The 15,310-nt window shown below is 56.2% G+C and carries 19 protein-coding genes; all 19 read left to right on the top strand.

All coding sequences use genetic code 11. The features are described 5' to 3' along the window. Positions 1 to 256 precede the first annotated feature (256 nt). The 19 genes from GGR73_RS16310 (at position 257) to GGR73_RS16225 (ending at position 15,221) form a co-directional block, all read left to right on the top strand. Complete coding sequence (locus GGR73_RS16310) at positions 257 to 565, top strand: hypothetical protein (RefSeq protein ID WP_184457892.1); 309 nt, start codon at positions 257 to 259, stop codon at positions 563 to 565. Between the two features lie 478 nt (positions 566 to 1,043). Then, the gene (locus GGR73_RS16305) at positions 1,044 to 1,439 is read left to right on the top strand and encodes a hypothetical protein (RefSeq protein WP_184457890.1); all 396 of its coding nucleotides are present in this window, start codon (positions 1,044 to 1,046) and stop codon (positions 1,437 to 1,439) included. Between the two features lie 17 nt (positions 1,440 to 1,456). Continuing rightward, complete coding sequence (locus GGR73_RS16300) at positions 1,457 to 1,951, top strand: hypothetical protein (protein WP_184457889.1); 495 nt, start codon at positions 1,457 to 1,459, stop codon at positions 1,949 to 1,951. A 71-nt stretch (positions 1,952 to 2,022) separates the two neighbouring features. Continuing rightward, a complete protein-coding gene (locus tag GGR73_RS16295) occupies positions 2,023 to 2,325 on the top strand; it encodes a hypothetical protein (RefSeq protein ID WP_184457887.1) in 303 nt (100 codons plus the stop codon). Positions 2,326 to 3,293: 968 nt separating this feature from the next. Next, positions 3,294 to 3,722, top strand: coding sequence for a hypothetical protein (locus GGR73_RS16290; protein WP_039517403.1), 429 nt, complete (start codon positions 3,294 to 3,296; stop codon positions 3,720 to 3,722). A gap of 74 nt (positions 3,723 to 3,796) precedes the next feature. Continuing rightward, positions 3,797 to 4,273: a hypothetical protein gene (locus tag GGR73_RS16285; RefSeq protein ID WP_184457885.1), complete on the top strand. Its 477-nt coding sequence runs from the start codon at positions 3,797 to 3,799 to the stop codon at positions 4,271 to 4,273. A 73-nt stretch (positions 4,274 to 4,346) separates the two neighbouring features. Next, positions 4,347 to 4,814 (top strand): hypothetical protein, encoded by a 468-nt coding sequence (locus GGR73_RS16280; RefSeq protein WP_184457883.1) that lies wholly within the window; start codon positions 4,347 to 4,349, stop codon positions 4,812 to 4,814. Between the two features lie 437 nt (positions 4,815 to 5,251). Next, positions 5,252 to 5,560 carry a DUF6959 family protein gene (locus GGR73_RS20375; protein WP_456362992.1) on the top strand — a complete coding sequence of 103 codons (309 nt, stop codon included), beginning with the start codon at positions 5,252 to 5,254 and terminating at the stop codon, positions 5,558 to 5,560. 883 nt (positions 5,561 to 6,443) lie between these two features. Further along, a complete protein-coding gene (locus GGR73_RS16275; RefSeq protein ID WP_184457881.1) occupies positions 6,444 to 6,845 on the top strand; it encodes a hypothetical protein in 402 nt (133 codons plus the stop codon). Between the two features lie 71 nt (positions 6,846 to 6,916). Then, positions 6,917 to 7,345, top strand: a complete 429-nt coding sequence (locus tag GGR73_RS16270) for a hypothetical protein (RefSeq protein WP_184457880.1) — start codon at positions 6,917 to 6,919, stop codon at positions 7,343 to 7,345. A gap of 1,252 nt (positions 7,346 to 8,597) precedes the next feature. Beyond that, complete coding sequence (locus GGR73_RS16265) at positions 8,598 to 8,819, top strand: hypothetical protein (protein WP_184380977.1); 222 nt, start codon at positions 8,598 to 8,600, stop codon at positions 8,817 to 8,819. Positions 8,820 to 10,568: 1,749 nt separating this feature from the next. Then, positions 10,569 to 10,922, top strand: a complete 354-nt coding sequence (locus tag GGR73_RS16260) for a SymE family type I addiction module toxin (RefSeq protein WP_167763301.1) — start codon at positions 10,569 to 10,571, stop codon at positions 10,920 to 10,922. Between the two features lie 303 nt (positions 10,923 to 11,225). Continuing rightward, the gene (locus tag GGR73_RS16255) at positions 11,226 to 11,534 is read left to right on the top strand and encodes a hypothetical protein (RefSeq protein ID WP_184457878.1); all 309 of its coding nucleotides are present in this window, start codon (positions 11,226 to 11,228) and stop codon (positions 11,532 to 11,534) included. Positions 11,535 to 12,163: 629 nt separating this feature from the next. After that, positions 12,164 to 12,463 carry a hypothetical protein gene (locus GGR73_RS16250; RefSeq protein ID WP_184457876.1) on the top strand — a complete coding sequence of 100 codons (300 nt, stop codon included), beginning with the start codon at positions 12,164 to 12,166 and terminating at the stop codon, positions 12,461 to 12,463. Positions 12,464 to 12,533: 70 nt separating this feature from the next. After that, positions 12,534 to 12,980 (top strand): GNAT family N-acetyltransferase, encoded by a 447-nt coding sequence (locus GGR73_RS16245; RefSeq protein WP_184380973.1) that lies wholly within the window; start codon positions 12,534 to 12,536, stop codon positions 12,978 to 12,980. Between the two features lie 72 nt (positions 12,981 to 13,052). Continuing rightward, the gene (locus tag GGR73_RS16240) at positions 13,053 to 13,856 is read left to right on the top strand and encodes a hypothetical protein (protein ID WP_184457874.1); all 804 of its coding nucleotides are present in this window, start codon (positions 13,053 to 13,055) and stop codon (positions 13,854 to 13,856) included. 280 nt (positions 13,857 to 14,136) lie between these two features. After that, positions 14,137 to 14,319 carry a hypothetical protein gene (locus tag GGR73_RS16235; protein ID WP_115043406.1) on the top strand — a complete coding sequence of 61 codons (183 nt, stop codon included), beginning with the start codon at positions 14,137 to 14,139 and terminating at the stop codon, positions 14,317 to 14,319. Positions 14,320 to 14,417: 98 nt separating this feature from the next. After that, positions 14,418 to 14,867: a DUF5329 domain-containing protein gene (locus GGR73_RS16230; protein ID WP_456362991.1), complete on the top strand. Its 450-nt coding sequence runs from the start codon at positions 14,418 to 14,420 to the stop codon at positions 14,865 to 14,867. A gap of 78 nt (positions 14,868 to 14,945) precedes the next feature. Next, positions 14,946 to 15,221, top strand: a complete 276-nt coding sequence (locus tag GGR73_RS16225; protein ID WP_184457872.1) for a hypothetical protein — start codon at positions 14,946 to 14,948, stop codon at positions 15,219 to 15,221. The last annotated feature ends 89 nt before the right edge of the window (positions 15,222 to 15,310 follow it).

Here is a 15,310-nt window from a genome sequence, read left to right as displayed (position 1 = left end):
CGGCTCCGCTTCGAATACGACGGGTCTCCTCCGAGACCGACATGGGAAAGTTGCTCTTGCTCCGCCGCCGAGGTCATCGCTGACTTTCCAGCGCAGTGGCAACTGGACGAGCAGCACCTTACTGTTCCCGTGCCTACAGTTCTGGAGCCATTGGCCCATGTTGCATATCGTCGGGCCGAGCCTCAGCATGAGGCCTAACAATTCATTCAAGCCGAACCCGCTTCGCGGCTCGGCTTAACTCAGGCGTTAGAGCCCTTTGGAAACTTGGCAGCCCATTACAGTCGTTGAGCTTGAGGCGCTGGTGGCCGATCAGTTCCCTAGCTGCTCGCCTACCCAGCAAGCTGCATTCGCCCCATATCGCGTGCCGTTTTATTCAGTCCCTTTCCAGCGCAGCCGTGCCTTTGGCCAGGTCCTTGTCGTTGCGGAGTTGCCATCTGGCCTGCTCTACTACGAGGATGTTGAGGAGGGATTTGAGGTTGGGGTGCTAGATGCTGACGGCATCCTGCAGGACCATGGCTGCAACCAGTTGGAGTTGACTCATGCGCTGTCGCGGGCAGGGCTCTAACAATTCATTCAAGCCGAACCCGCTTCGCGGGTCGGCTTAATTCGGGCGTTAGGGCTCACATGAGATATTTCAGGCGCTCAATTGCAGTAGCTGCTTGCCTGCTTGCTTCATGTAGCGGACCCGATTCCATCGGAAACAAATCTGAGTGGTCAGCTCTTCAAGGAGTCGAGTACGAATACCGGAGCATGTCGCGTTCTGCGCCACTGGTCCTAATCGTATCCGACTACCAGATGGTTGGCCTGCCAGCCACAAGTCGCTCAGGCCTTGTTTGGGTGTTGCTCAATCCAAAAAATGAGCCTCTCTACAAACAATTGCCTCAAGGTCCATACCACCTATCCGCATCTCAGTTGGCGGCGCTCAACGTCACTGAGCCTGCGGTCCTAGCTGGACTGCGGGCACATGTGAGAGAGTGAGCCCTAACAACTCATTCAAGCCGAACCCGCTTCGCGGGTCAGCTTAATTCAGGCGTTAGGCCCCAATGAAAGCATCTCGCCAGGCCAAACTAGAGACTCAGCTCGCGGCAACCGAAAGCGAGCTGCTCGAGTTGCTTATGGATGCGCTGCCGTATACCGCGCAGCACGGCGATATGATTTTCTTCAACTCGGCGTTCCATCCGGACTACGTCAGACCGCATCAGATCAGCGAGCGCAATGAGCAGCTCCTATCTCTGTCTAGCCAGGGAGTGGCACTCCGGGAGGAAATCGGATTACCAGTACTTGGCTCCGTTGGTCAGCTCTTCCTGTCAGCGTGCAGTGAGGCGTCCAACTCAGCCAATGAGAACCGCCGTGGCCCAAGTCAACTTGCCGCCTGGCTGGTAGGCAAGTTGGGGCCTAACAATTCATTCAAGCCGAACCCGCTTCGCGGGTCGGCTTAATTCAGGCCTTAGCCCCCATGCCCATCTCCATCGGACTTTCTTTTCTTTTAGCAACGACATCGCCCCAAGCAGACGCCGCGCCAAAGCCGGATGAGATGTTCTGTGGTGAGGCTATGAGCATCTATCTTCCAGAGCCACAAGGCACGCCCGCACCAAACATCAAACTGGAGAACTTCCAGTACATGAGCCCTGACGATCGTTGTGGCCGCAACATCAACAACGATGAGCTCATGCGGCTCCACAAAGGTATTAAGCCAATTGCTGCGGCCTCCTTCGGCAGCAGCAACGCCAACTTCGGTGTCATGGTCAGGTACACACTCACACCGGACAAGCCTGCCACATTTGACATGCAGACTTCGGACGCTTCCGAGGCTGAGAAAGAACGTCTCACCCAGTTCTACAATCAGGCGGCCGCGCTTAAAGACTTCCACTCGTCGCAAGGCACCGTCTATGTCGTTTTTCGTTACCTGGTCTCACCGGCACAACCCTCTGAGCTAACCAATGGGGGCTAACAATTCATTCAAGCCGAAGCCGCTTCGTGGCTCGGCTTAATTCAGGTTTTAGGCCACATTCGGACACATCCATGCAGTCAGAAGACTATCTCGACCGGCATTACATCGGCATCCGGAAGCAGTCCGAGACAGAGCGGGTATGCTGCTATGATTTCATCTGCACGGAATACCGGCGGATCGGCACCAAGCGTCTCGAACAGCTCGGATACGTCACCGGCGCCTTTCAGATAGACAAGCAAACGGGCACCACTGAACTAGTGCACCCCATGCCTGGCGATGAGAGCCTCAGCGCTTTCAACCGTGCTAGCTACAAGATCCACAGGTGCTGGCTGGGCGGCGAGCTCCCGAACACAGATCAGTACTGTGCGGGCTAATATGGCCTAACAATTCATTCAAGCCGAAGCCGCTTCGCGGCTCGGCTTAATTCAGGCGTTAGGGGGCACTGGTGAAGTTTCTCGTTGGTCTATTCCGCATGCTGCTTAAGTTCGGCATGCCTGCCTATTTGCTCCTGGTCCCGGTGGTAGCGGTGTACGGCTGGCTGTCACCTTGGCCTCCAGCTTCCACAGGCCTCGCCCAATACTCCGATCAATCAGCAATTCTCGTGGGCGCTTCCTACCAGTCCCGCTACTCGACTCAATCTCAGTACGTCAGATCTTCTCGCTCATATATCATCGTTCCGAGCGTCCTCGACGACCCCAAGATCATTACCTTCGCTCAAGAGAATGGCCAAGCCACAACGGCAGTCGAATCACGGTCTGGGTTCTGGTTTCTACTTGCGTGGCTGTTTGCATGTGGTATCGGCACATGGTTGTTCTGGTTCCGGCGCGTGCCCCCTAACAATTCATTCAAGCCGACGCCGCTTCGCGGCGCGGCTTAATTCCGGCGTTAGACCTGCCATGAGAGAAATCTACAACTTGATGGTTTTTTCTCTCGGCATCGCGCTGTGCGCGTGCGCTTCAGCTGCGCCGCCCCCGCGCTGCTCGTTCGGGCTTGCCCCTACAGCTACAGTTGCACCAAGGCTGCCACCCCGGCTACACAATGAGTTTTCTGGCAAAGCCCAAGTCGCTTTTGTCATTGGGCCTACCGGGCATGTGCAGTCCCCGGTCATTGTCTCGGCGGAGCGGCACCCCATCGGCCGCAGTCGCGGCCAACCAGTTGGCTACAACGACGCCATCCTTTCCGCTGTAGCACAGTGGCGCTATCCGTCGCGAGAGCAAGCCTGCCGCCACCAAGTTCCGGTAGAGTTTCACTTTGAGGGCTCCAGCCCCGCGGTTGGCAGGTCTAACAATTCATTCAAGCCGAACCCGCTTCGCGGGTCGGCTTAATTCAGGCGTTAGCCCACATGACCCCAGATGATCGCTGGTCACACTTGGCAGCACTTGACGAGGAACTGCTTAAAGGTGGCGTCATCCTCTCTGAGTGGTGTAGCGTCATAGTCCGTGAGACGGACATTGCATTTGTGCATTCAGCTCATTTGGCATCGATTCTCACCGCGATGTCCGGCATTGAGACCTACCTGCGATCTGAGTATGCACAGTCAAAAAAGGAGCGTTTGGTAGACCTGATAGATTTGTCCCCAATTCCGAACGCTTTGAAAGAGAACTTGCATACGCTGCGCAAGTACCGCAATAGATGGGTGCACATCGACGAGCCATGGGATGACGCCATGCTCCTTGAGAAGCCTCAAACCACCGAGGCAGAGCTTGAGCAAATGGCATTCTTTGCGGCCCGACTACTGCGGGAGACTATCTATGAGAATCCGTGGGTGTAGCGTGGGGGCTAACAAATCGTCCAAGCCGACGCCGCTTCGCGGGTCGGCTTAACTCAAGCGTTAGCCACTAGAACATGCATCTCGCACTGAACCACAAAGACCCAACGTTGACGGTTGTCTATGAGCTGTCCAACGAGCTCAGGGACGATCCGGAACACGTTCAGATCGTCCAGGCCCTTAGCCTGAACAACGACAAGCCATTTCTGGGACTCAAGCCTGTTAACGGCTTGTTCGGCTCAAATGAGTGGTGGGAAAGCATCAAATCAGGACATATCAAAACCGTCCATGTGACCGGCACGATCCGGGATTTGGTGTTCGCGGGACAGGACTCCCGATGGGGCGATAGCGTCAACTCTTTCAACCTCAAACAAGACGATGGCACCGTCGTGCTCGAGAGCATCTATGCTCACGAAAAGCACGACCGCAAGCTTTTTCGTGTTGGAGCCAAGGTCTCCTGCTGGTATGCGCTACTAGAGTTGAAGTCCCAGCCAGCCCCGGACGGGGGAGTCAACTACGCCAGAACTTTGCTAGAGATGGCGGTTTCGGCATAGCCTCTAGTGGCTAACAATTCATTCAAGCCGAACCCGCTTCGCGGATCGGCTTAATTCAGGTGTTAGGTGCCACATGGAGCTGCAACGCTACTTTAAGGAGGATGACGGCTCGCTCCCTGAGATTGAGCTGCACTTCCCTTCGCCTATCCAAGTTGCACGTGCCTTCGCTCATCTATTCGCCCTTGGTGCCGTCGACGCGACGGTGGGTGGATGTCGCGTCTGGGTGCCGGCCACGGACAGTGACCGCCCCTTCAGCAGCCCGGCGGACGCGGAGCTAGCCGTTAATGGCGATTTAGAGCCATTTCATATCGTCCTGGCCGATGTGACCTTGGGCGAGACGGTCATTCCGGACGTCGGGGTGTGGGTGGATGCGGACGGGATTACACTCGACTATCGGATGGGCCCTGAGTGGGGTTCGGCTCAAATTGATGGGCTGATCCGCTTGCTAAGGGATCTTCGCAAACTAGGTGCATCTATTGCTGTTCCTTGGTGGGGTGCTGATGGAGAGCGCGCCTTCAATGATCGGATGGGTGGCACCTAACAATTCATTCAAGCCGAACCCGTTTCGCGGGTCGGCTTAATTCAGGTGTTAGGCCTCATGAGCGACACTTTCGACCGTTCAATGTTGCTGCTCTCACTCCAGCGTGCACTTCTCGGCGAGGTGCACATTGAGCTGCGCCAAGCCTCAATCGAGGCTGATCCAACCTCAAAGACCGTTCGGCTCCGCTTCGAATACGACGGGTCTCCTCCGAGACCGACACGGGAAAGTTGCTCTTGCTCCGCCGCCGAGGTCATCGCTGACTTTCCAGCGCAGTGGCAACTGGACCAGCAGCACCTTACTGTTCCCGTGCCTACAGCTCTGGAGCCATTGGCCCATGTTGCATATCGTCGGGCCGAGCCTCAGCATGAGGCCTAACAATTCATTCAAGCCGAACCCGCTTCGCGGGTCGGTTTAGCTCAAACTTTAGGCATCAGATCATGTACGTTGAGACCGTTGAAATTTTCTCAGACCGATCAAACATGCCGGTGATTGGGCATCTTGGCCGCCAGTTCCCTGGCGTACTCGTACAGGGCGACACCCTTCATACGCTATGCGCTCAAGCCACTAAGGCATTGTGGGATAGGCCTGATGTCCGGGACGAACTTCAAGATCTGCACAATAAGCTGCTAAGTATGCCTGCTCACTACAAGACCGTATTCAATGAGCATCAGTTTGCGCTACCTTTCGTAGAGACGCTGATGCCTAACTATTCATTCAGGCCGAAGTTGCTTAGCGACGCAGCTTAATTCAGGTGTAGGCCGCACATGAGATATCTCCCCCTCATATTTGCTATTGCGATCAGTGGCTTCCATAACCCAGGCCGCATGATTGAAGGATTATTCACGGTGGATGGAAAGCCTACGCCAGGCATAGAGGTGAGACTTCCACATAACATCGATGATTATTCTGATTGCGGTGCCGCTCCTCTCGCGGCCGTGACGGATCAGTCGGGAAAATTTCGGGCGTCGATTGACGGGTATCCAATCCGTCCATGCTTCACACTAAATGGAAAAATCTATAGTGATTTCATGATCTTGGATGACAAGAAACAAGATGATATACAGCTAAGCTGTAGGATACCATATGACCCAAAGGGTCACTTCGAAGATTCCCACATTTGCTATTTAGGCGCGCCGCCTAACAACCCATTCAAGCCAAAGTCACTTCGCGGATCGGCTTAATTTAGGCGTTAGATGTACAATAAAATAACCCGCTACTTGCGAAACTGTAGGTCGAGCTATCTGACACTACGGTGTGTACGTCAATTCCGGCGTCAACGCCAAAAGCTACTTTGCTGGGCTAGCGGATAGCATCCGGCGCAACGTCTGCAAACCATTTCCCGTTAGCGCTACAGTCATGGCGCCTGGCTTTCCCGACATGGCGCTTGGCCAAGTCATCTCGGGTCAATGCGTCTCGGGTCAATGCGTCGCTCATCAAGCAGGCTACTGGCTCGTGTACCAACCAGAGCAGAGCCGCTTCTATTGCTTTTGGGGTGAGAGTGTGAGCAACCTCGGCGCCCATGGCGTGCTCGGCAGCCCACTGCATTGCTGGTCTGCGTAGGCACGTCTAACAATTCATCTAAGCAGGACTCGCTTCGCGAGTCGGCTTAATTCAGGCGACAGGCACTGCATGAAAGTTCGATGGCTATTTGTTGCATGGGGAATCTTTGCAGCTCTGGTTCTTTTGCTGCGTTTCGGTGTGGTCGGTCCACGAGAGTGGCTGACCACGCTCTATAGCGTGGGTAGTCTCGCACTTGCCGGCGGCGCTGGCACCCTACTCAACATCCGCTTTCGTCGAGATCTTCTGGCAGTTGATCGAGCCACCTGGGAATACCTCACGCAATTTCCTGGTCTTGGTCCTGGCTACCACAACAATCTTCGTGAGCTAGGCTGGATCGCACGACCGTCGTCTACTATCCCGCCCCACCTCAAACCGCTGTGGCTCCGGGCACGTAAGCTCGTCTGGCTACCAGTTGTTTGGTTCTTAACCACACCGGCAATCTGCATTATTGTAGGGGTCGGCGGTACCTAGCAATTCAGTCAGCCAGACCCGGTTTGCGGGCTAGCTTAGTTCAGTCGTTAGCCGTCATAGGAGAGAAGTTGGTGAGTGATACAAGGAGCGAAGTACAGCGCTTGGCTGTCGAGTGCATTGAGATGCTTCAGGAACGCGCTGGTGGTGCATTGAACTACTCTTCCCAGAGCCTAGAGGTTATTGAAGAGATACTTGCAGAAGCCTGCAACTACTTCTCAGACCTGCCGCAGGGTCAGATCACAGAAATCGTTCAGCGCGTTGGCTGTTACATCTTGGATGTTGCTTATCGTCAATTCGGCGGCCAGTTCTTCTGGCACGACGAGTATGACCAACCAATTCTGATCGTTGGAGAGCCAGAAAGTCATATCGCGTTAGTCACATGGAGCAAAGTACACGGGCGTATTGCTGGCGACGCCGGTCACAACATTCCATTTTTCTACGCAGGATTTTCAGATCGCGTAGCGAGTTCCAAACCTGGCACTAGGGCAATGTACGTGTAATGACTGCTGACAGTTCATTCAAGCCGATTCAGCGACTCAAATTCGTACTCATACATTCTGTCGCGGGCACCGGGGGAACAAGCACAGGGGTGCGTTACTAAATAGGTCAGATCTTTTAATGAGAATTCATCTAACTCACAGGCAAACGATGCTTCGCATCGCGACCGCAGCATGTGTCGGCTTTGTCGACGGTGACTTGGTCGAGGTTTGGCCCACAGATGAATCCTAAGAATTTATTCAAGCCAACGCCGCCTCGTGGCTCGGCTTAATTCGGACGTTAGGGCGCAGCAGTGAAGAATTTCGCAATTTTGACAATGGTGATTTGCACATCACTGACAGCTTGTTCCTCAGGGTCCACCAAACATCCAGCCTATGGCGGTGAATACTTCTACAACTTCGAGAACGCCATTTTCACTCCTGACGGCAAAAAGGAGGATTGGTGCCTCAGCGGCATATCCATGCAAAAAGCTGAACTTCCCGCGAAAGATGCAAGTGGCCCGTGGGGTACATCACACGTTGTCCTACGTGGCAGACTTGGTCCCAGAGGTAGCTATGGTGGCCTTGGTCGCTGCAAACATGTCCTTACTGTCACAGAGATAGTTGAGATAACCAACATGAGGGGACAAGGTGAATAGGCAGCGGTCTAACAATTCATTCAAACCGATGCCGCTTCGCGACGCGGCTTAATTCAAGCGTTAGTCCGCAAGGGAGATCGCGTGGAAGGCCCAACCAACAAGCTTCTCATCGTCGGCGGCGCACTGAGTGGCGTTGCAGCACTGGCACATCTTGCATGCTTGGTAGTGGGCGCACCGCTCTTCCGCCTCTTGGGCGCCGGAGAGCAGATGGCGCAACGTCACGCCGAAGGCAGCTGGTACCCCACAGTGGTCACGCTAGCAATCGCCACCATCTTGGCCATTTGGAGTGCGTACGCACTCTCGGCCGCAGGAGTATTCCGGCCGTTTCTGCTACGTCGAACAGTCCTTACGGCGATCACAGGTATTTACATCGTTCGCGGTGTGGCGTTTGTCCCGGTCATGGCCTACTTCCCTGGCAACAGCCTCACGTTCTGGGTCGTGAGCTCGGCGACCTGTCTCGCCATTGGTCTAGTGCACCTTGTGGGGCTTCGCCAGTCGTGGGGCAGGCTACGCCGGCTTGCGGCCTAACCATCCATTCAAGCCGAAACCGCTATACGGTTCGGCTTAACTCAGGCGTTAGGTCTGCTTTTTCGCAACTGACATTTGAGGCAAAGATCATGAGCGACTCCCGATTTTGTCGTTCCAACCCCTACTTAAAGATTGGCAGATCGCTGGTCTTGTTCGCCCTAGGAGTGATAGCTTTTACCTCGTTCTTTCTTCCGGATAGAGATCTCCAAGCTATTGTCCGCAACATCGGTGGCGTGGTGCTGCTTTGCGGCGCTGTCGTCTATGTGATCGGTCGGTTCGTGCAGGCCAAAGGTGCACGGGCGAAGGCCTGATAATCCATTCAAGCCGTCGCCGCTTCGCGACGTTGCTTAACTCAGGCGTTCGCCGCTGTCAGGAGTCATCGCAAGATGGAAAGGACACAAGCCGACGCAATCGCGAAGGCCATTTTGGGGCCGGATCTGCGTACTCAGGAGCAGATTCGCCAAAAGCGTATAGCGGAGACCGCTTATCTCTCGCGAAAGCGCAAAGTAGCATGGCTTGCTTTAGCGGGCTCGGGGATCGGTGCTGGCATTGCATACCTCATCGGCGTGCAGTTTCCAATCGGAGTGGTTTGGGGCGGGCTTGCGAGCTCCATAGTTGGCTGGTTGGTGACGCGCAGGTCCGGGGCCTAACAAGTCATTTAAGCCGTACCCGCTTCGCGGGTCGGCTCAACTCAGGTGCTAGGCAGCAAAGTAGACATGATCGCAACTCTATTCATCGCACTTCTCGCTGCTAGCTCGTCGACTGTGCCTGCCACTGAGCAACCCGTGCTTCAATGCAACATTGGACCGGCCCTGAAGCAGTTCGGAGGCAATGAGTGGCTGATATATGGCTGCGCTGACGGGCATTCCGTAGTGGTCGCTGCTAGCGTGCCCAATCCAGCTGCGCCGTTCGTCTTTATCCTCACGCCGAATGGTAACGGTGGCATTGAGTTGCGCGGCGAAGGTACTGGGACCGAGTCCGCCACCAGATCCGCGTATGACAGGCTCAGCAAGATGTCCAGCTCGGACCTGGCCGCGCTTTTTCAGGAGGCTAGTCGTGCCAATGGGCGGTAAGCTGCCGCCTAGCACTTCATTCAAGCCGAAGCCGCTTCGCGAGTCGGCTTGATTCCGGTGTTGGAACTCAGGAGGAGAGTGCTGTGAACTGGAAGCGCGTCGTTGGCTGGTCTGCTCTACTCATGATTCTGACCAGTGGTGTCGGTGTTCTTAGCGGAGTCTGGGTGGCTCATTCGCAGATCGAACCGGCGACGATTGACCAACTAGTAGAGAGAGCCCGCCTTTTCAGGCGTGTTGCAACTGGGCTTATTGCAGTCGTCTGCTATTGGCGCCTTGCCACTGGTGCCCCGACTCGTAGGGCCTGGCAGGTAGTTGCTGCATTCTTGCTAGTACAGCTGACGGACATGGCTCTGTCTTTGGCACTGGGTGCGCATGTCGGTGAGTTACTCGAGCCGTGGGGTATCTTGCGCTCTGTGTTGTACGCACTAGCAGGCTACGCTCTAGCAACACTGAGCCACAGCAACTCACCCAAGCCGAAACCGCTACGTGAGTCGGCTTAACTCAGGCGTTAGACCTAGCTGGAGATTTTATGGTGTTCAAAGGCTTGCTCATCGCTATGGCTGTCTTGTGCGCCTTTCTCGGATACCGCGTTCTTCGCCTGGAGTCTGAGGTGCATCAGCCCGCTAAAAATTGAGAATAAGGGGTCGGGGTTATTTTCCAGATTCCTCATCGGTATGGGCAACGGCTTCGTTGGACGCTGATCGACTTCCACTTGCCGAGGTAGTTGACATCCCAACAAACCCGCAGCAATCTCTCCCTCAAGGAGCGTAGAAACTCCCCTAACAGCGGTACCCACCTCCGTCAAACCGGTGGGTTTTTTGTGCCTGCAGCTTCTTGCGGGGGCAACCGACGCGATGCCTGCGTCGGGAGGGCGGCTAATACAACACCCTTCGGGGAAATACGCCCGCCGACTGTTAGCGGTTTCTAACCTCCCGACATCCCGTCGCCACCCGGCGGCGGGGCCTGTTCGTCAAGGAGGGCTTTGCCATGCGTCGATCCACGTCTAGTCCCAAGCCAGCGCGCAAGCGCGCCACGGTGCCGCCACCCACCGAGATCGGCTGGCACTCGCTCGACCCAACGATCACGCCGCGGCGCTACCTCGAGCGCACCCCCATCCCCGAGCCCCGCCCCGATCCCAGCAAGCCGCGCCGCCGAGGCCACCCGCGTGCCCCGCAACACTGCACCGTCGGCTACGGCTACTACCCCGACAGCCACCAACGCATCCCCACGCTGCGCCTACGCGGCCGCTGGCTGGAGCAGCTGGGCTTCACCATCGGCAGCAAACTCAACATACGCATGCGCAACGGCGAGCTGGTCGTCAGCGTGGCACCCAAGGACTAAGCAGATGCGTCGCGCAGCATGCAGACCAACGCCCGCATCAAGCGCAACGCGTTTAGCATCACACCTTGCGCGCTCACTGCTTCTCGCGCAGGAGGACAAAGGTGGAGCACCAAGCCGTCGTCCTGCATCTCACGTTGGATCAACTTGACTATGGCATAGCACATGGTCATGGGCAGCCGCGCTGGCATAACGAGCGTTTGTTGCAAAGGCTTGCAGCGATTGACGGCAATGGACGACTCGGCGAGGATCGTTTTTACGCCACACGGGCAACCCCGGTAATAGTCAGGCGACTTGGAGGTTTGGATGAAGTTGATGCTTCTATTGGGTGTGGTACTTGCACTTGGCAACATCGTCGCATCGGTTGCCGTGCTTCGCGTTTCGGTGCTGTCGCCATCACAACGCGCGTTGCAAGTTGCCCTCATCTGGCTTGTTCCAGTCATTGGCGCGGTGGTTTGTGCGGCATTTGCTTCTTCTCAGTCAGCTGGCTCCACGTCGTCCGGTACAAGTGACCCGTTCTATCTGTCATCCGATGGTGGCGCATCGGGTGGTCAGGACATTGGTTTTTCCAGTTGCGATGCGGGGGACTCTGGCTGTGTCGGGAGCAGTGACTAGTGGCGACGCTTGGCAAGTCGTTCAAGCCGGATCCAGTTCGCGGTTCTGTTTAATCCAGTTGCTGGACCGCTAAGGATATTTCGAGAGAGACAGATGATTCTTTGGGGATGGGGCGAGCGTGTGCTGACCTTCGACCTGGCAGAGCATGAGCACTGCCAGAGGTGCGAGCAAGAGCAAGTCTTTACACTGCGTCTCAAGTACACGTACGGACACTTCTACCATCTTTTCGGATGGGTTATCTCCAAGCAGTACCAGCTCATTTGTCCCGTTTGCTCCCACGGCTGGATAGTTAACGCTTCGGCGGCGGAAGCGCAGATTGGGTGCAACCCAGTGCCGTTCCATCAGAGGTCAGGATGGATTGTCATGCTTGTCCTTGCAGCAATCATTGGATTTGCCGCCGCGACGTATCGGCATGCGGCGTGACAATTCATTCGAGACGAAGCCGCTCCGCCGGTTGACTTAGCTATTCGCTCAAGCCGAAGACGCTTAACAGTCCAACTTAGCCGGGCTATTGAAATCCATGTCTGATCCCCCACAAATGTCGGCAATTGAGGCATCACACCTCTCATACAATGCTTTCCTCTTTACTGTAGAGGCGTTGGTCGAGCCAGCGGAGGAGCAGCCAAGCGATGGGCGACTACAACACCGCTTGGGAGCTACGGGATGATGCTCTGTACGGACATAATCTGATAGTTACTGGCTTCTTCACAGAGCAGCAGGAATCTGCTCTTCTTGCATTTATGGCTGCGGCACATCTTGTTCCGGTCAATGACATACCAGGAGGCTCGGGACGCACCGTAAATCTTGTAGCAATGCAGCACCCCGCTTGGGAGCAGGTTCACTTGTTGGCTAAAGCTCTCCTGGAAATGCTTGCTCCAGTGACCGAGGCAAACAGAGCATCTATTGGTTCTCCCGCTGATTCGTCCTAGAATTTCAATCAAGCCTCATCCACCTATCAAATCGAATGAGCGTAGCCGTTCGGTGCTACAGGGATTTGCAATGACTCATTCAACGCCCTACCGCGTTGTGCATCAAACACCGACTGTCGAATCGTATCGGCATCTTCGGCAAGCAAGCGGCTTGAGTCCGAAGGCACTTGAAGCCGCCGAGCGCGGGCTGCCCAACTCGCTCTTCAGCGTGCAGGTACTTTGCGATGGCGAGCCGGTGGCGATGGGGCGCGTTATCGGTGATGGCGGCTGTTTCTATCAGGTGGTCGATATTGCCGTCTTGCCAGAGCATCAGGGCCGTGGTCTGGGTAAGGCTGTCATGGGCGAGATCGCCAATTACATTGAGCAGGAAGTCCCTGATTCGGCGTACGTCAGCCTGATTGCGGATGGTCAGGCGTACAGGCTCTATCAGCAGTTCGGTTTCGTGTTGACTGCGCCCGCCAGTGTAGGCATGGCCTTCAAGAGGAACACCGCGAGCGCAGCGCCGAACCTTCGGTAGAGCTACCATTGTTCTGCTGCGCTCGCGCCCAGCGTTCCAATCTGTCACTCACGCACTGCCGCCAAGGAAAGCATGTTCTCCATCTTCGAGAAGAAAGCCGCTCCGTTATTGATCGTTCGCGCCGATGGGCGAGAGTTGTGCCGCGTTACCGAGAGCGATGTCCCGTGTGAGCTCAAGCCTTCCGCATGGTTGAAGTCCAATAGCGTCCTGGAGTTTGCCGACTCGGCGGGAGAGGTGCACCGGCATGAACTTGGTGCTGCGACGGGGTGGTTCCACTTTTCCGTTCGCGTGCATCCCAACCTCGGGTGCCAGGCAGACTGTGTCATTTCGCAGACCGAGCAGCTCGATCCAGATGCGTTTGCGAATGGCCAAGCATCCGGGATCAGGTTTCAGCCGTTCTTCCTGCCGGGCGCCAGCGTCAGCAGTTCCGCACTTGCAGGCAAGGGGCTTTTTGCAAGGGGTCTGCACTTCAGCGGATTAGTCACCGGTGGCAACGTGCTGCTTTCCTGTGAGTGCGACCACTGCCAGCGTTCGTTCCTGATCCGCTCCTATCACGCGGGTTTTGGCAACGCGGGATACTTCTACTCGGGGTCCGGCAAGTACACCATCACCGTCGATAGCCATCTGCCTGGCAGCCCTGCAGCGCTGTCCGAGCCGGATGCCGAAGCGCTTGCTGTGCTGGAAGACGCATTACCGTTGGCACCGGATGGGTCCCGCTACGCCTACCTCAATCCTTTTCGCTGCCCGCATTGTTCCGAGCCTTACATCGATTTTGAGGCGAATCCGGGGCTGAGGGCGAGCGAGTACTACGGGAATTACTTCGAGGGCTCAACGCTGCTGCGATACGCGCCGCCCGATGTTGAGCATTCTTCCTGATGACTCCATTGCTGCGTTGCCGCTGGTCTGTCCGAGCTCGCAAAGCAACGCTTTTATAACGAGTCCGAATGCGCTTGAGCAAGCGTGCATTGCCGTCTCATGTGCTGAAAATGAGCCTTGTTTGTTGGCGTGATGTCACGCTTCCGCTACGCAGCGCGGAGTTCCGGAGTTGCAACGCGAGCCCAAGACACTAGAATCGGTACGCGTGGTGCGCGTCAGTTCCCGCCTGCGCAATGTAATCGTCAGGTGGATCGCTTCAACTATCAACGAAGGAATGCTCATGTTGAAACCAGCAGATACCAAGCTCTATTCCAAATTGGTCGGCATCAGCATTGGCATCTTTGCAGCCGTGGGGGCTGCCCTCGGGGCAGCGATGGGCAACCTGCCGCAAGGCCTCGGCCTGGGGCTGTCGCTTGGCTCCGTGTTCGGCATTGCCTGGGCGCGTCGGCGTGGTGCCATCTGACGCCGGCATTAGGTGACACGCGCATGTCGCTCGGCCGACTGCGCTGTGCTGCCGGAGCCGACGTTGATACCGCCTGGTAGTCGCTGTGACATGCAGTCATGGCAGCGGATCCGCAGCTGTTTCGGTGCCGCTCCTCGATGCCGGTCGGCAAGGCGCTGGCATGCGCTACCATTCGGTCGATGAACGTTAGATCGTGTCTTGCAGTTTTCCTGCTCGGTGCCTGTGCATCGCTTTCGGCCCAAGGGGTTTCGCCCGCCACCACGCGTGAGGTCGATCAGCTTTTCAAGGTCCTTGCGCAATCCAACTGCGAGTTTTCGCGCAATGGGTCGTGGTACGCTGCGCCCAAAGCCAGTGAACACTTGCAGCGCAAGTACGACTACTTGCAGAAGAAGGGGCTGGTGACGTCTACCGAATCCTTCATCGAGCTTGCTGCCACCAAGAGCAGCATGTCGGGCACGCCGTATCAGGTGCGTTGCGGCAACACTGCGCCGGTATCCAGCCAATCCTGGTTCACTGGCAAGCTGCGGGAGCTGCGCAGCAAGCCTTGACGCGATGACACGGTATCCGGTGCACCTACCCATCCCCTCACTGCGATTTAACTCGCTCATCCCCCATCAATGGCAGACATGAAATCGTCGCAGGCTGATGCGGTTGCTCAAGCAATGCTAACGCGGGATCCGGCAGAGGAGTACGCCTTGCGGCTCAAGCGTGCCAAGGAGGGGCAGTGGCTGATTGAGCAGAGTAAAATTGCGGGGCTAGGCCTTGCCGGCTTTGTCGCAGGTGCGGCAATGGCGCACTTTTGTGGCGAACGCTTCATGATCGGTGAACTGCTGGGCTCCCTTGTTGGTGCAGTGGCAGGTTGGATCTGGATTTGTGGGCGCAATCCGCACCTCATCAAGTGAGGTGTCCACATCGGGTGCGCAGGCTGACTCAGCATCATCGCTGATTGGTCTGGTAGCTCAGAGCAGCTGTGTTGAGAGAACATGTCAAT

Source organism: Xanthomonas sp. F14 (assembly GCF_014199865.1).
Note: the sequence above shows the minus strand (reverse complement) of the source record. Positions and strands in the feature narration are given on the sequence as shown.

Coding starts and splice junctions, on each gene's coding strand:
- GGR73_RS16275 (WP_184457881.1), top strand. CDS start 6,444: ATGAAAGTTCGATGGCTATTTGTTGCATGGGGAATCTTTGCAGCTCTG.
- GGR73_RS16245 (WP_184380973.1), top strand. CDS start 12,534: ATGACTCATTCAACGCCCTACCGCGTTGTGCATCAAACACCGACTGTC.
- GGR73_RS16230 (WP_456362991.1), top strand. CDS start 14,418: ATGGCAGCGGATCCGCAGCTGTTTCGGTGCCGCTCCTCGATGCCGGTC.
- GGR73_RS16250 (WP_184457876.1), top strand. CDS start 12,164: ATGGGCGACTACAACACCGCTTGGGAGCTACGGGATGATGCTCTGTAC.
- GGR73_RS16265 (WP_184380977.1), top strand. CDS start 8,598: ATGAGCGACTCCCGATTTTGTCGTTCCAACCCCTACTTAAAGATTGGC.
- GGR73_RS16235 (WP_115043406.1), top strand. CDS start 14,137: ATGTTGAAACCAGCAGATACCAAGCTCTATTCCAAATTGGTCGGCATC.
- GGR73_RS16305 (WP_184457890.1), top strand. CDS start 1,044: ATGAAAGCATCTCGCCAGGCCAAACTAGAGACTCAGCTCGCGGCAACC.
- GGR73_RS16295 (WP_184457887.1), top strand. CDS start 2,023: ATGCAGTCAGAAGACTATCTCGACCGGCATTACATCGGCATCCGGAAG.
- GGR73_RS16290 (WP_039517403.1), top strand. CDS start 3,294: ATGACCCCAGATGATCGCTGGTCACACTTGGCAGCACTTGACGAGGAA.
- GGR73_RS16240 (WP_184457874.1), top strand. CDS start 13,053: ATGTTCTCCATCTTCGAGAAGAAAGCCGCTCCGTTATTGATCGTTCGC.
- GGR73_RS16260 (WP_167763301.1), top strand. CDS start 10,569: ATGCGTCGATCCACGTCTAGTCCCAAGCCAGCGCGCAAGCGCGCCACG.
- GGR73_RS16285 (WP_184457885.1), top strand. CDS start 3,797: ATGCATCTCGCACTGAACCACAAAGACCCAACGTTGACGGTTGTCTAT.
- GGR73_RS16225 (WP_184457872.1), top strand. CDS start 14,946: ATGAAATCGTCGCAGGCTGATGCGGTTGCTCAAGCAATGCTAACGCGG.
- GGR73_RS16280 (WP_184457883.1), top strand. CDS start 4,347: ATGGAGCTGCAACGCTACTTTAAGGAGGATGACGGCTCGCTCCCTGAG.
- GGR73_RS16255 (WP_184457878.1), top strand. CDS start 11,226: ATGAAGTTGATGCTTCTATTGGGTGTGGTACTTGCACTTGGCAACATC.
- GGR73_RS16300 (WP_184457889.1), top strand. CDS start 1,457: ATGCCCATCTCCATCGGACTTTCTTTTCTTTTAGCAACGACATCGCCC.
- GGR73_RS20375 (WP_456362992.1), top strand. CDS start 5,252: ATGTACGTTGAGACCGTTGAAATTTTCTCAGACCGATCAAACATGCCG.